The organism is Streptomyces sp. NPDC058257, from assembly GCF_042881845.1.
GTDB lineage: Bacteria > Actinomycetota > Actinomycetes > Streptomycetales > Streptomycetaceae > Streptomyces.
Genome location: NZ_JBHVXJ010000001.1, coordinates 127674 through 139917 on the forward strand (window position 1 = coordinate 127674; position 12244 = coordinate 139917).

Consider the following 12244-nt stretch of genomic DNA (forward strand, 5'->3'; position numbering starts at 1 on the left):
TCCGGGCCACCTCAGCCCTGTCCCGCACCCGTGTCCTGGCGGGAACCTCGTGGTGCCGCTCTCGCGTTGTCCTGGCATGAATGAGCTGGTCGCCGGAGGGAACGTGCCGCTGCCGGACGGTGCCGTCACCCTGCGGGTGTCCGGCCCCTTCGACCTGTCCGTGATCGTCACGGGCGACAGCGGGAAGGTCGCGGGCGACGGCGACTTCGTCTTCTACAACCAGCCCGCCGCGCCCGGCGCCCGGCTCCAGGGCGACACGGTCACGGTCGACGGGCGGCGCCTGCGTGCCGGTGCCAGCCGCGTCACCGTGGCCGTCAGCCCCACCGATCCCGGCACTCCCCTGGGCCGCCTTCCCGGCATCACGCTCCAGGTGCACGGGCCCGGCGGGCATCAAGTGGCCCGTTTCACACCGCCGCGCCCGGACCGCGAGACGGTGCTGCTGCTCGCGGAGATCTACCGCAGGGGCACGGGGTGGAAGCTGCGGGCGATCGGGCAGGGGTACGCGGACGGGCTCGCCGGGGTGGCGAGGGACTTCGGGGTGGACGTGGCTCAGGACGAGGGCCCGCAGCCGGCCTCCCCCTCCGTCGCCGGTCCACGCACGACCACCGCTGCCCGTCCGCCCGCGCCCGCGCCCGCCGGTGCGCCCATGCCCCGCCCTTCGGCCGCACCCGACCCCGACGGATTCCTCCCGCTGGTCAACGCCGCACGGGCTTCGGCGGGCGCGCCCGCGGTCACCGTCGACGCCCGGCTGACCGCCGCCGCGAGCGCGCACGCCGCCGGGATGGCGGCGCGGTCCGCACTGAGCTCGGAGCACGCGGACGGCACGTCCCTCTACCAGCGCGTGCTCGCGAGCGGGTACGCCTACCTGGCCATCGGCGAGCATCTCGTCTCCGGGCCCCGCACGCCCGCCGACTTCCTGGAGTACTGCCTCTCCGGCGAGCAGTCACGGCGTACGGTGCACAGCCGCGCGTACACGCAGGTCGGGCTGGCCCACACCACCGACGCGCGCTCCGGCGACGTCTACTGGACGGCGCTGTGGGCCACCCCTTTCACCTCACAGGGGCTCGCGGAGTGGGCGTCGGCGGTGCTCCGTCTGACCAACGCCGAGCGGACGGCGGCCGGTCTTCGCCCCCTCTCCCCCGACCCGCTCCTGACCGTGGCGGCGCAGGGCCACAGCGCGGACATGGTCGCCCGCGCCTTCTACGCCCACACCTCGCCCGACGGCGGCGAACCCTGGCACCGCGCGTCGGCGGCGGGCAGCACGCACCGGGCGATCGGCGAGAACATCGCCTGCGGTCAGCGCACGCCCGCCGAGGTGGTGGACGGCTGGATGAACAGCCCCGGCCACCGGGCCAACATCCTCAAGCCCTCCTTCACCCACCTCGGCGTCGGCTTCGCGGGCGGCGGCTCGGCAGGGACGTACTGGACCCAGCTCTTCGGCGGCTGAGGACCGCACCCCTCCCGGCCGTCAGCCCACCGCCACCGGGACCCCGCGGCGAGCCGACTCATAGCCTGCCGCCACGATCTTCAGCGTCCGCAGCCCGCCCTCGCCGTCGGCCACGTTCATGCCTCCGTCCTCCGGCCCGTACAGGAACGCCCGCAGCATCCGTTCGTCCAGGTCGGCCCCGAAGGGCAGTTCGATCCCCTGTCCCCGGCGTTCGCTGTAGCCGTGGACCGCCTGGTCGAAGGCGTCCATTTCCAGGGTCGCCCGCTCGCCGACCACGGTGAGTTCGAGCCCGCCCCAGGAGTGGTGGGAGCGCGGGTGCGACCAGCTGCAGTCGATCGTGGCCACCGAGCCGTTGTCGTACGTCACGGTGACCAGACCGCTGGTCTCGGCGTCGACCTCGCCCTCGTACATGCGGTTGTTCGTCTGGGCGTACACGTCGACGGGGCGGGCCGCACCGAAGAGGTCGTCCAGGAGGTCGGCGATGTGAACCGTGTGGTCCATCAGGGCTCCGCCGCCCGCGAGTTCGGGATCGGCGAACCAGCGCCGGGAGGCGGGCATGGAGCCGTTGTTCGCGCCGGACACGGTCAGGACCCGGCCCGTCTCGCCCGACGCGACGGCCGCCTTGACGGCCGCGTACGCAGGGCTGAAGCGGACGGGGAAAGCGACCGCGAGCCGTACGCCTGCCGCGCGGCAGGCCGCGAGCATCGCCTCGCCGTCCGCGACCGTCGTGGCCAGCGGCTTCTCGCACAGGACGTCCACGCCGTGGGAAGCGGCGAGCTCCACGAGGGGCCGGTGGCGCGCGTTCTCGGAGCAGACGATCACCACGTCGGGGCCCCAGGCGAAGACCTCGTCGTACGACTCCGCGTAGGCGACCCCCATCTCCTCGGCGAACGCGCGTCCCCGCACCTCACCGGGCGCCGACGGCCCGGTGTCGGGGTCACTGGCGATGACCTCGACATCCGGCATGCGCGCGAGGAGCCGCAGGTACCCCGCCGCGTGGAGATGGGCGAACGACAGAACGGCGACCTTCATCGCGTGACCTCCTTGATGTCCGACTCGATACCCGACCCGGTACCCGACCCGGTACCCGACCCGATACCCGGCCCGGTACCCGACTCGATACCCGTCCGGATCTCGACCGCCTGGCCCGTGCGACTCGACTCCACCGCCGCTTCGGCGATCCGCACCGCCTCGACCCCGTCCCGCGCGCTCACCCGCGGCTCACCGCCGCCCGCCTCCCATGAGGCCGCGAACTCCCGCAGCTCGGACAGGTAGGGGCTCTCCGTCATCGGGCTCGAAGGGATGCCCTCGTTGGCCGCGCGCACTCCTTGCGCGGTGACGCGGTAGCCGGGCACGGACGTGGAGTCGTGCCGCAGGAGGCCGTCGCTGCCCGCGATCCGGAAGGTCGTACGGAACTGCTGGTCCGGGAGGCCCCAGAGGCCGGTGATGTGGCTGATCGCGCCGGAGGCGTGGGTGAGGACGGCGGTCGCCGAGACCACCTCGGCTTCCGTACCTCCCTCGGCGTGCTCGACACCCCGCGTCTGCGCGTACACCCGGACCACGTCACCTGCGATCCAGCGGGCGATGTCGATGTCGTGCACCATCAGATCCATGATCACGCCGCCGGACTTGGCAGGGTCGGCGAACCAGGGAGCCCACTGCGGGCGCGCCCCGCCCCGAGTGAACCGCAGCACGGCAAGCTCGCCCAACTCGCCTGTCTCGACGGCCCGTCGCATGGACGCGTACGCCGGGAAGTACCGCACGACATGTGCGGGGTGCAGCCCTACGCCCGCCGCTTCGGCGGCTGCCGCGATCTCCTGCGCGTCGGCGGCGTTGAGCGCGAGGGGCTTCTCACAGACGACGTGACGGCCCGCGGCGACGGCCGCCAGGGCGAGTTCCCTGTGCGTGGGGGTGGGCGTGCAGATGTCGACGGCGGTGCAGTCGGCGAGCAGTTCGCCGAGGCTCGACACGGCGGCGACATCGCGCCCCGCGTACTCGGCGGCGAGCTTCTGCGCGGAGCCGTCGACGGTGTACACGCTGATGCGCGCTCCCAGTTCCAGCCACCCGGGGAGATGGGCGCGGGCTATGCCGCCCGCGCCGATCAGACCTATTCGCATGGGCAGAGTCACCTTTCGTGGTTCCTGTTTCGTGGTTCCTGTTTCGTGGTTCCTGGAGTGGGTCAGCTCTTGGAGCCGGAGAGCGCGACGCTCTGCACGAAGTGCCGCTGGAGGAAGAGGTAGACGATGAGCATCGGCAGGCTCGCGATGAGCGAACCGGCCATCATCACGGGGTAGTTGGTCTCGAACTGGCCTTCAAGCGAGGTCAGCCCGGCGCTGATCGGCATCTTCTGCGGGTCCGTGTTCACGATCAGCGGCCACAGGAGGTCGTTCCACGACCACATCGCGGTGATGACGGCGAGCGCGGCGAGCGCGGGCCGCACGAGGGGCAGCATGATCGACCAGAAGATGCGGAACGGACCCGCGCCGTCGATCCGCGCGGCCTCCTCCAGCTCCTTGGGGAGTGTGAGGAAGAACTGCCGCAGCATGAAGGTCCCGAACGCGCTGAACATGCCGGGCAGGAACAACGCGGGCGCGGAGTTGAGCAGGCCGAGCCGCTGGATGATGTCGTACTGCGGAAGGACGAGCAGCGAGCTCGGCACCATGAGGACGGACAGGAAGAGCCCGAACAGGACGTCGCGGCCCCGGAACCGCATGCGTGCGAAGGCGTAGGCGGCGAGCGAGCAGAACACCAGCTGTCCGACCGTGCGCCCCACGGTGTTGAAGACGCTGTTGAAGAGCATCTCCCGGAACGGCAGCGCGCTGAAGACCTCCTCGAAGCTCGACCAGTTCCAGGTGTGGGGCAGGAAGGTCGGCGGCACCTGAGCCGTCTCGGCGAGGGACTTGGCCGCGGTGAGCAGCTGCCACAGGAAGGGGAGAACCATCACCAGGGCGCCGAACGAGAGCACGGCGTGGGTGGCGACCGAACCGGCGCTGACGCGCCGCCGGTTCGCGGGCCGTGCGCGGGACGCACGCGAGGATTCACGCATAGTGCACCCACCTCTTCTGCAGCTTGAACTGCACCAGCGTCAGCGCCGCGATGATCAGCATGAGCAGGAAGGCGAGGGCGGCGGCGGGGCCCTGGGCGTTCTCGATGAAGGCCCATTTGTAGAAGAGGCTCACCACTGACTGGGTGTCGCCGATCGCCGGGTTCTTCTCGGCCATCATGATGTAGATCAGGTCGAAGGTCTGCAACGAGTTGATCATGCAGATGATGGACGAGAAGAAGATCGTCGGACTGAGCAGCGGCATCGTGATCGTGAAGAAGCGGCGCAGCGGCCCCGCGCCGTCCAGCTCGGCGGCCTCGTAGTAGTCCTGCGGGATGCCCTTGATGCCCGCCATGAAAATGATCAAGTAGTAGCCGGTGGTCGACCAGACCATGACGGTGCCGATCGCGTACACGGCGGTCGAGGGGTCGGAGACCCAGTAGCGCCGGTCCGCGCCGAACCACGCGAAGACTTCGTTGATCAGTCCGTAGTCGCCGTTGTAGAGCCAGTTCCAGACGAGGCCGACGGCGACGGGCAGCGTCACGAACGGGATGAAGTACAGGGCGCGGTAGACCGCGACGCCGCGCAGTCCGCGCCGGTTGAGCAGCGCCGCGACACCGATGGCGACCGGCAGGGCGAGCAGTCCGATGACGCAGTAGATCAGCGTGTTGCCGAGGGCCTGCCAGACGGTGACGTCCTTGAGGACGCGTACGTAATTGTCGGTGCCGATCCAGGTGTTGCCGCCGAACACACCGAACTCGGTGAAGCTGTAGAAGAAGGTCTGGAGCAGCGGCCAGAAGTAGAAGAGGGCGAAGCCGATGCCGAGCGGCGCGATGAAGAGGTAGGCGGCGCGCTGGTTGCGGGACCTGGGGGCGGATCCGGACTCCGGCCTGCTACCGAGGCCGCGGCCGCGGCCGCGGCCTGCCGCCTTCGCCGCCGCCGTGGAGGGAAAGACACTCATCATGCGCGCTCCTCCTTCAGGGCCCGGTCCATCTGCTCGCCCAGCGTGTGGGCGGCGCGCTCGATGCCTCCCTTGCCGCTGAACGCGGCGCCCAGGAGGGGGTATTGAAGGTTCTCCCAGACCGCGGTGTTCTTCGAGCTCGGGTACGGAACGGCGTACTTCTGCATCTCGACGAAGCACTTCAGGTCGAACTCGGGCATCGACTTGAACCAGGCGTCCTGCGTCCCCTCGTACGAGGAGATGGTGACTCCCGTGGACGCCTGGATCTCGGCGGCCCTGCGACCGGCCATGAAGTGGACGAACTTCCAGGCGGCAGCCTTCTTGCGGCTCTTGGCGGAGATGACGTTGGCGAGGCCGTGGATGATCGTGGCGCGCTCGCGGCCCTTGGGCAGGACGGTGACGCCGCCGTGGTCCTTGATCGCGGGGATGGCGTGATACTGCCCTGAGAACGCGGATATCTCGTAGACCATGGCGGCCTTCTCCGACCAGAAGCGGTTGCGGGCCTTGGACTCGACCATCGCGCTCTGCGGCGGTGACCAGCCGCGGTCGATCATGTCGGTCCAGTAGCGCAGGCCCTCGATGGAGCGCTCGTCGCCGAAGCCCGACTTCCCGTCCTTGAGTACGTAGCCGCCCGCGCCGTGGATGGCGGGGTAGATCTGGGCCTGGCGGTCCATCTCGGCGGCCATGCCGTGCACGCGCTCGCGCGGGTTGGTCAGTTCGGCGGCGGCGTCGCGCACGTCGTCCCACGTCCATGTCCTGTCGGGGTACTTGATGCCCGCCTTGTCGAAGAGCGCCTTGTTGTACCAGAGGCCGATGGTGTCGAAGTCCTTGGGGATGCCGTACTGGGTGCCCTGGTAGGCGTAGATCTTCACGAGTGATTCGGGGTGGCGGTCCACGGGGGTCGCGTCGCTCTTGATGTGGCCGCTCAGGGGTTCGAGGACCCCGCTGGAGGCGTACAACTGGAGGTTGACCGCGTTCATCCAGAACACGTCGGGGGCGGTGCCGCCGCGCATCGCGGTCTTCAGGGTGGTCCAGTAGCTGGACCAGGGCGTGAGTTCCATGCGTACGGATATGCCGGGGTTCTCCTTCTCGAAGGCGTCGATCACCTTCTGCAGCCCCGGCACATGGGCCACGTCCCACACCCCGTACGTGAGGGTGGTCCTGCCACCGCTCTCCTTGTCGGCGTCACTCTCGCCGGAGCAGGCGGCGAGCAGGGGCGCCGCCATCGCTCCGTGGAGCAGAGTTCTCCTGCGCATGAGCGCCTCCGCCTTCGTCGTCCTACGGCGTCGCATCCGTCAGGAGATCGGATTCGACCTGGTCAAGTGCCTTGCGTACGGCGCCGATCGCGACGCCCTGTTCGCCGAGCGTGCTCAGTGCGATGCGCGGGACGTGCAGCGTCAGCGGGCGCAGCCTGTCCTCGATCAGCGGCACGAGATGGCCGCCCAGCGGGGTCGCGCCGCCGGTGAGCACCACTAACTCCGGGTCGACGGCGAGGGCCAGGGCGGCGATGCCCGGCGAGATGCGGTCGGCGAAGTCCGCCACGGCGGCGAGCGCACGCGGGTCCGCGGTGTCCGCGGCGCGGGCGAGGGCGTCCACTTCGGATTCACCGGGGTGCCGCGGGCCCTTCCAGCTCAGAGCTTCCTGCGCGGTGTTCATGCCGAGCAGCGGGAGCAGACCCAGCTCACCCGCGCCGCCGCGCCGCCCCCGGTGAAGGCGCCCGCCGATGGTGAGGCTGCACGCCACGCGGTGTCCGGTCAGGACGCAGACGACGTCTCCGGCGAGGGTGGCCGCGCCCTGCCAGCGCTCGGCGAGCACGGCGAGGTTCACATCGTTCTCGACGAGGGTGTGGCCCGGCTCGCCGTCGGCGAGGAGCCGCCCGAGGTCGACGCCGGACCACTCCGGGATGACGTGCGAGGTGATGGTGCCGCCCGCGTCGACGACGCCGGGTACGCCCACGCAGCGGGCGAGGATGTCGTCGCGCCGTACGGAGTGCGCGTCGAGAAAGGCTTCGAGTGTCTTGCGCAGCAGGTCGAGCCGCTCGGCTCCGCCCAGCTCCGGGTCGATGTCCTCGCGCCGCACGGCGAGCACCGTCCCGCCGAGATCAGCGAGGATCAGCACCATCTTGTGCAGGCCTATGTCGGCGCCCACCACGTGGCCCGACTCCACGCGGAACCGGAACCGCCGGGCCGGGCGACCCGGCGCGCGCTCCCCGTCCTCGCGCTCGGCCTCCCCCGCCCAGCCGTGCGCGGTCAGCTCCTCGACGGCTGATTCCACGGTCGGCCGGGAGAGTCCGGTACCGGCGGCGAGTTCCGCGAGTGTCTGCGGGCTTCGGCGGTGCAGGGCGCGCAGCACGACGGTGGTGTTCAACCGGCGCAGCGAGGCGAGATCGTGCCCCCGTATCCCGTTCCGCAACACTTCTTCACCCCATTTCGAGGTCAGGGCAGCCCTGTTGACCTGTGGGTCCAGCGCTTCTCCCGGAGATTTGGGAGGACACTTTCATATCTGTGCCCGGTGGGGAACCCCCTTCACGCGGAAGGAATTGGCGAGGGCGGGCCCGGCCGCGGGGCGGTTTACCGGGACGTAACGCCCCCCCCGAGCACCCTCGGGCGACCGCCGGACAGCCGTCGGTGACGAAGCCGAGGTCAGCCGGTGCGGGGCCGCATTTCGCTGACGGTTCATCAGGAAAGACCGGTGTTAACTCCGTGCGCGACCCCTTGCCAAGGGAGATCGTACGTGTTCGGATTATCTCTGTCGGGCGGTCACCCACCGCCTCGTATCCGCAGTTCAGACCCTGTATGGCGGGCCGGTGAAGCCTGTCCGCCCTCCTGCCCCAAACCCCCATTTCCCCTCGCACGAAGTGTCCGGATCCGTGCTGCCCGTTTGCCTGCGGCAGCCCGATAGAGCCCGAAAGAAGGGACCCCCCGTGTTCGATCTTTCGTCCGTCGATCTGCTCGACGCGTTCACCCGCGAACTGCGACTGTGCAAGCTCACCGAGGGCGAGCACGTCGTCGTCCTCTCCGAGCCCGGCAGCCGCGGCGAATACGTGGCGGCGGCGTTCGGCGCCGCGAAGGCGTGCGGCGCCCACGTCATCGCCGCGACCGTCCCCGGCGGCAGTCCCGCGCCGATGCCGAGCACCCACACCGGCGCGGGCCCGGGCCTCGTCTCCGTGCTCAACGACACCACCGCGCAGGACCTGCTCAAGTCCGCGGATCTGGTCGTCGACATCACCCGCGAAGGCTTCATCCACGCACCGGTCCAGCAGGAGATCCTGCGCGCCGATACCCGCATCATCTTCGTCTGCGACGCACCCGACGTACTCATCCGCAATCTGCCCAAGGAGTCCGACAAGGACGAGGTGCTCGAAGGCGTCCAGCTGCTCAAGCGGTCGGCCGTCATGCAGGTCACCTCGGACGCGGGCACGGATCTGACCGTGCAACTCGCCGGATCCAAGCCCGAGTTCCAGTGCGGCTTCGCCGACGACCCGGGCCGCTGGGACCACTGGCCGAGCACCATGGTTCTGGCCTGGCCGGAGATCTCCGATGGGCAGATCGTGCTCGCCGAGGGAGACATCCTGCTGCCCTTCAAGGAGTACGTGCGCCAGCCCGTGACCCTGCAGATCTCTGGCGGGCAGATCGAGAAGGTGTCGGGCGGCGCCGAGGCCGAGCTCCTGAACACGTTCTTCGAGGACGCGGACGACCAGTGGGCGCGCAGCCTCTCCCACATGGGCTGGGGTCTGATGCGTACGGCCGACTGGTTCGCCACCGCGATGTACGGCAAGGACGACCTGATGGGCATGGACGCCCGCGCCTTCGCCGGGAACTTCCTGTGGTCCACGGGACCGCACCCCGTTCTCGGGCGCGAGTCGTACGCACATCTCGACATCGCCATGCGCGGCTGCACGGTCCGGGTCGACGACACCGAGGTCGTGACGGGCGGCCGTCTCACCGAGCGCTGACCCGATCCGCGCGTCAACTGCCCGATCGTGTGAGCAAGATGGAGGAAGCGTGGCGTCCAGCCAGTCGTACGAAGTCACCGTCGTCGGAGGCGGTCTCGGTGGCCTGACCGCCGCCCTCGCGCTGCGGCACCGAGGCCTGCGGGTCACCGTGCTCGAACAGGCCCCGCAGCTCGGCGAGGTGGGCGCGGGTATCCAGACGGCTCCCAACGCCAGCCGCGTCCTGCTCGGCCTCGGCCTGCGCCGGCAGCTGGAAGCCATCCACACCGAACCGCTCGACCAGGTGCGGCGGCGCTGGAAGGACGGCAGCGTCGTCGGCCTCACCTCGCTTGGCCGGCGCTGCAAGGAGGAGTTCAACGCGCCGTACTGGCACTACCACCGGGCCGATCTGCACCGCGTCCTCATGGACGCCTGCGTCGACCCGGCGGGTCCCGGCCCTGTCGTCGCGCTGCACACCGCGAGCAAGGTCGCCGAGCTCGACCGCACGGACCCCGCGCGCCCGGTGGCGATCACGGACGACGGGCGGCGGTACGTGTCCGACATCGTCATCGGCGCCGACGGCATCCGCTCCCGGGTGCGCGACCTGATGGGCGCCCCGGACACCCTGCAGTTCTCCGGCGAGATGGCCTACCGGGCCCTCATACCGGGCGACTTGATCGCGGCCGACCCGGCGACGCGCTGGCTGGTCGACCGCTACCAGTCCACGATCTGGTACGGACCCGACCGCCATCTGGTGCACTACATGATCCGCGGCGGCGAGTACCTCAACATCGTGGCCTGCGTGCCCTGCACGGACGAGGTGGCCGAGAAGTGGTCCGTCGCCGCCACCGCGCAGGACCTCGTCGACGCCTTCCCCGGCTGGGACGACCGCGTCCCCGCGATGCTCTCCAAGGCGAAGGAGGACGTCTCCTGCTTCGCGCTCTACCACCGGCGCCGCGACCCGGTGTGGCAGGACGGCCGGGTCGGCCTCCTGGGCGACGCCTGCCACGCGATGCTCCCCTACCAGGCGCAGGGCGCTTCGCAGGCCATGGAGGACGCCGCGGTGCTCGCCGAGGAACTGGGCGCGGTCACGGCGGACGGCATCGAGGGGGCGCTGCGCCGCTATGTCGACCGGCGCGCCAAGCACGCGGGGATGGTCCAGGACGCCTCGCTGCAGAACAAGACCTTCTACCACTTCCCCGACGGCCCCGAGCAGCGGGCGAGGGACGAGAAGCTCCGGCGCAACTTCGACGGCGAGTCCGATCTTTCCTACGACTGGCTCTGGGGCGGCAGCCCGCTCGACGACCCCGATCTCGGCGCGTTCTCGTACCAGTTCACGCGCTGAGCCGCCCCTGCGCATCCGCTGACCCGGCACCCGCGAGCGCCGCAGAACGTCCCCGACACGACCCCGTGGAGCGAACGTGAAAACAGGCGATCAGATCGTTCAGGAACTTCCCTGGAGGTGGTCGGTCCAGGGCAAGATCTTCATCATCGGTGGCCTCGGCTACCTCTTCGACGCGTACGACATCGCCTTGAACGGCTTCCTCATGCCGCTCCTGGGCAAGCACTTCGACCTCTCGCTCAGCGAGCGCGGGCTCGTCGCCACCGCCAACCTGGTGGGGATGGCCGTGGGCGCCGTCGCCTGGGGCGCGGTCGCCGACCGTATCGGCCGGAAGAAGGCCTTCAGCGTCACGCTGCTGATCTTCGCCCTGTTCTCGGTGTTCGGTGCCCTCGCGCCGACGTATCCGGTCTTCCTCGCGCTGCGATTCCTCGCGGGTGTGGGGCTCGGCGGCTGTATCCCCGTGGACTACGCCCTGGTGGGCGAGTTCTCGCCGCGCAAGTACCGGGGCAGGATCCTGACCGCGCTCGACGCGTGGTGGCCGGTGGGCGTGACGCTGTGCGGGCTCGTCTCGACGGCGATGCTGACCCTCGACGGCAACTGGCGGTGGATGCTGGCGACGATGGTCCTGCCCGCGCTGCTGCTCTTCTGGGCCCGGCGCGGCATCCCCGAGTCGCCGATCTATCTGTCGAAGAAGGGCCGCGAGGCCGAGGCCCGGGAGGTCATCGACGACCTGGTGGCACGGACGGGCGCACCCGTGGAGCCCTATGTCATCCCCGAGCCGGTGGAGGACGAAGGCCCGCGCGGCGTGGGCGCCGCCGTCGACCAGCTGCGCCGCATCTGGGCCTTCAGCCCGCGCATCACATCGGCGGCCTGGCTGCTCTTCGCCACGATCATGCTCGTCTACTACGCGGCGCTGAGCTGGATGCCCTCGATCCTCAAGGAGGAGGGCCAGGGCGACACGGCCGCATTCATGAGCACCACCCTGATGAGCGGCGTCGGCATCGTCGGCGTCCTCGTCTCCACCGCCCTGGTCGACCTCGTCGGCCGCAAGTGGCTGATCGGCGTCTCGGCCCCCCTCGCCTCGCTCGCCCTGGTGGTGTTCGCGCTGGTGCGGGACCTGCCGACCGGCTCGGTCGTGGCCATCGGCATCTTCGGCTTCCTGGCCCAGCTGGCCATCCCCGCCCTGTACGCGTACGTCTCCGAGCTCTACCCCACTCCCCTGCGGGCCAGCGGCTTCGGCTGGGCCTCCTCGGTCAGCAGGGCACTCACCGGGTTCGCACCGCTGCTCTTCGGCTCGGTGATGTGGCCGGTGCTCGGACTTCCGCTGACGTTCGCCGTGCTCGGCGGGACCGTCCTGGTGGCCGTCGTGTGGATGGCGGTGGCGGCGCCGGAGACGAAGGGCCGGGAGCTGGACGGCGAGGCGGAGTCGCCGGAACCCGCGCCGCCGCTGCCGGTCCCCGAGCAGGCGGCGCTCTGAGCGGCGCCCGCACGCCCTGCTCCCCCGCGCACCCCTACGTACG

Annotated in this window: 10 protein-coding genes; 4 read left to right on the top strand and 6 right to left on the bottom strand. The window is 70.2% G+C overall.

Going from position 1 to position 12244, the window contains the following annotated elements; translation table 11 throughout:
- Positions 1–76: 76 nt before the first annotated feature.
- Positions 77–1447, top strand: coding sequence for a CAP domain-containing protein (locus tag ACFVXC_RS00520; RefSeq protein WP_389900221.1), 1371 nt, complete (start codon positions 77–79; stop codon positions 1445–1447).
- A gap of 21 nt (positions 1448–1468) precedes the next feature.
- Here ACFVXC_RS00520 and ACFVXC_RS00525 read toward each other — a convergent pair whose 3' ends face one another.
- From ACFVXC_RS00525 to ACFVXC_RS00550, 6 genes are all read right to left on the bottom strand, one after another.
- Entirely contained in the window at positions 1469–2479 is a 1011-nt protein-coding gene (locus ACFVXC_RS00525) for a Gfo/Idh/MocA family protein (RefSeq protein WP_389900222.1), read from the bottom strand.
- Positions 2476–3564, bottom strand: coding sequence for a Gfo/Idh/MocA family protein (locus ACFVXC_RS00530; protein ID WP_389900223.1), 1089 nt, complete (start codon positions 3562–3564; stop codon positions 2476–2478). The genes ACFVXC_RS00525 and ACFVXC_RS00530 overlap by 4 nt, the downstream gene beginning before the upstream one ends.
- A gap of 62 nt (positions 3565–3626) precedes the next feature.
- A complete protein-coding gene (locus ACFVXC_RS00535) occupies positions 3627–4493 on the bottom strand; it encodes a carbohydrate ABC transporter permease (protein WP_389900224.1) in 867 nt (288 codons plus the stop codon).
- A complete protein-coding gene (locus ACFVXC_RS00540; protein ID WP_389900225.1) occupies positions 4486–5454 on the bottom strand; it encodes a carbohydrate ABC transporter permease in 969 nt (322 codons plus the stop codon). The genes ACFVXC_RS00535 and ACFVXC_RS00540 overlap by 8 nt, the downstream gene beginning before the upstream one ends.
- Positions 5451–6707: an ABC transporter substrate-binding protein gene (locus ACFVXC_RS00545; RefSeq protein ID WP_389900226.1), complete on the bottom strand. Its 1257-nt coding sequence runs from the start codon at positions 6705–6707 to the stop codon at positions 5451–5453. The genes ACFVXC_RS00540 and ACFVXC_RS00545 overlap by 4 nt, the downstream gene beginning before the upstream one ends.
- Positions 6708–6729: 22 nt before the next feature.
- Positions 6730–7866 carry an ROK family protein gene (locus tag ACFVXC_RS00550; RefSeq protein WP_389900227.1) on the bottom strand — a complete coding sequence of 379 codons (1137 nt, stop codon included), beginning with the start codon at positions 7864–7866 and terminating at the stop codon, positions 6730–6732.
- A 508-nt stretch (positions 7867–8374) separates the two neighbouring features.
- Here ACFVXC_RS00550 and ACFVXC_RS00555 point away from each other — a divergent pair.
- The 3 genes from ACFVXC_RS00555 (at position 8375) to ACFVXC_RS00565 (ending at position 12201) form a co-directional block, all read left to right on the top strand.
- A complete protein-coding gene (locus ACFVXC_RS00555; protein WP_389900228.1) occupies positions 8375–9406 on the top strand; it encodes a hypothetical protein in 1032 nt (343 codons plus the stop codon).
- A gap of 49 nt (positions 9407–9455) precedes the next feature.
- Complete coding sequence (locus tag ACFVXC_RS00560) at positions 9456–10727, top strand: FAD-dependent monooxygenase (protein ID WP_389900229.1); 1272 nt, start codon at positions 9456–9458, stop codon at positions 10725–10727.
- A 76-nt stretch (positions 10728–10803) separates the two neighbouring features.
- On the top strand, positions 10804–12201 hold the full coding sequence (locus ACFVXC_RS00565) for an MFS transporter (RefSeq protein WP_389900230.1): 1398 nt from the start codon (positions 10804–10806) through the stop codon (positions 12199–12201).
- The last annotated feature ends 43 nt before the right edge of the window (positions 12202–12244 follow it).

What these genes read in the sequence shown, in the direction of transcription:
- ACFVXC_RS00520 (WP_389900221.1), top strand. Translation starts at nt 77, where the DNA reads ATGAATGAGCTGGTCGCCGGAGGGAACGTGCCGCTGCCGGACGGTGCC.
- ACFVXC_RS00545 (WP_389900226.1), bottom strand. Translation starts at nt 6,707, where the DNA reads ATGCGCAGGAGAACTCTGCTCCACGGAGCGATGGCGGCGCCCCTGCTC.
- ACFVXC_RS00535 (WP_389900224.1), bottom strand. Translation starts at nt 4,493, where the DNA reads ATGCGTGAATCCTCGCGTGCGTCCCGCGCACGGCCCGCGAACCGGCGG.
- ACFVXC_RS00525 (WP_389900222.1), bottom strand. Translation starts at nt 2,479, where the DNA reads ATGAAGGTCGCCGTTCTGTCGTTCGCCCATCTCCACGCGGCGGGGTAC.
- ACFVXC_RS00540 (WP_389900225.1), bottom strand. Translation starts at nt 5,454, where the DNA reads ATGATGAGTGTCTTTCCCTCCACGGCGGCGGCGAAGGCGGCAGGCCGC.
- ACFVXC_RS00530 (WP_389900223.1), bottom strand. Translation starts at nt 3,564, where the DNA reads ATGCGAATAGGTCTGATCGGCGCGGGCGGCATAGCCCGCGCCCATCTC.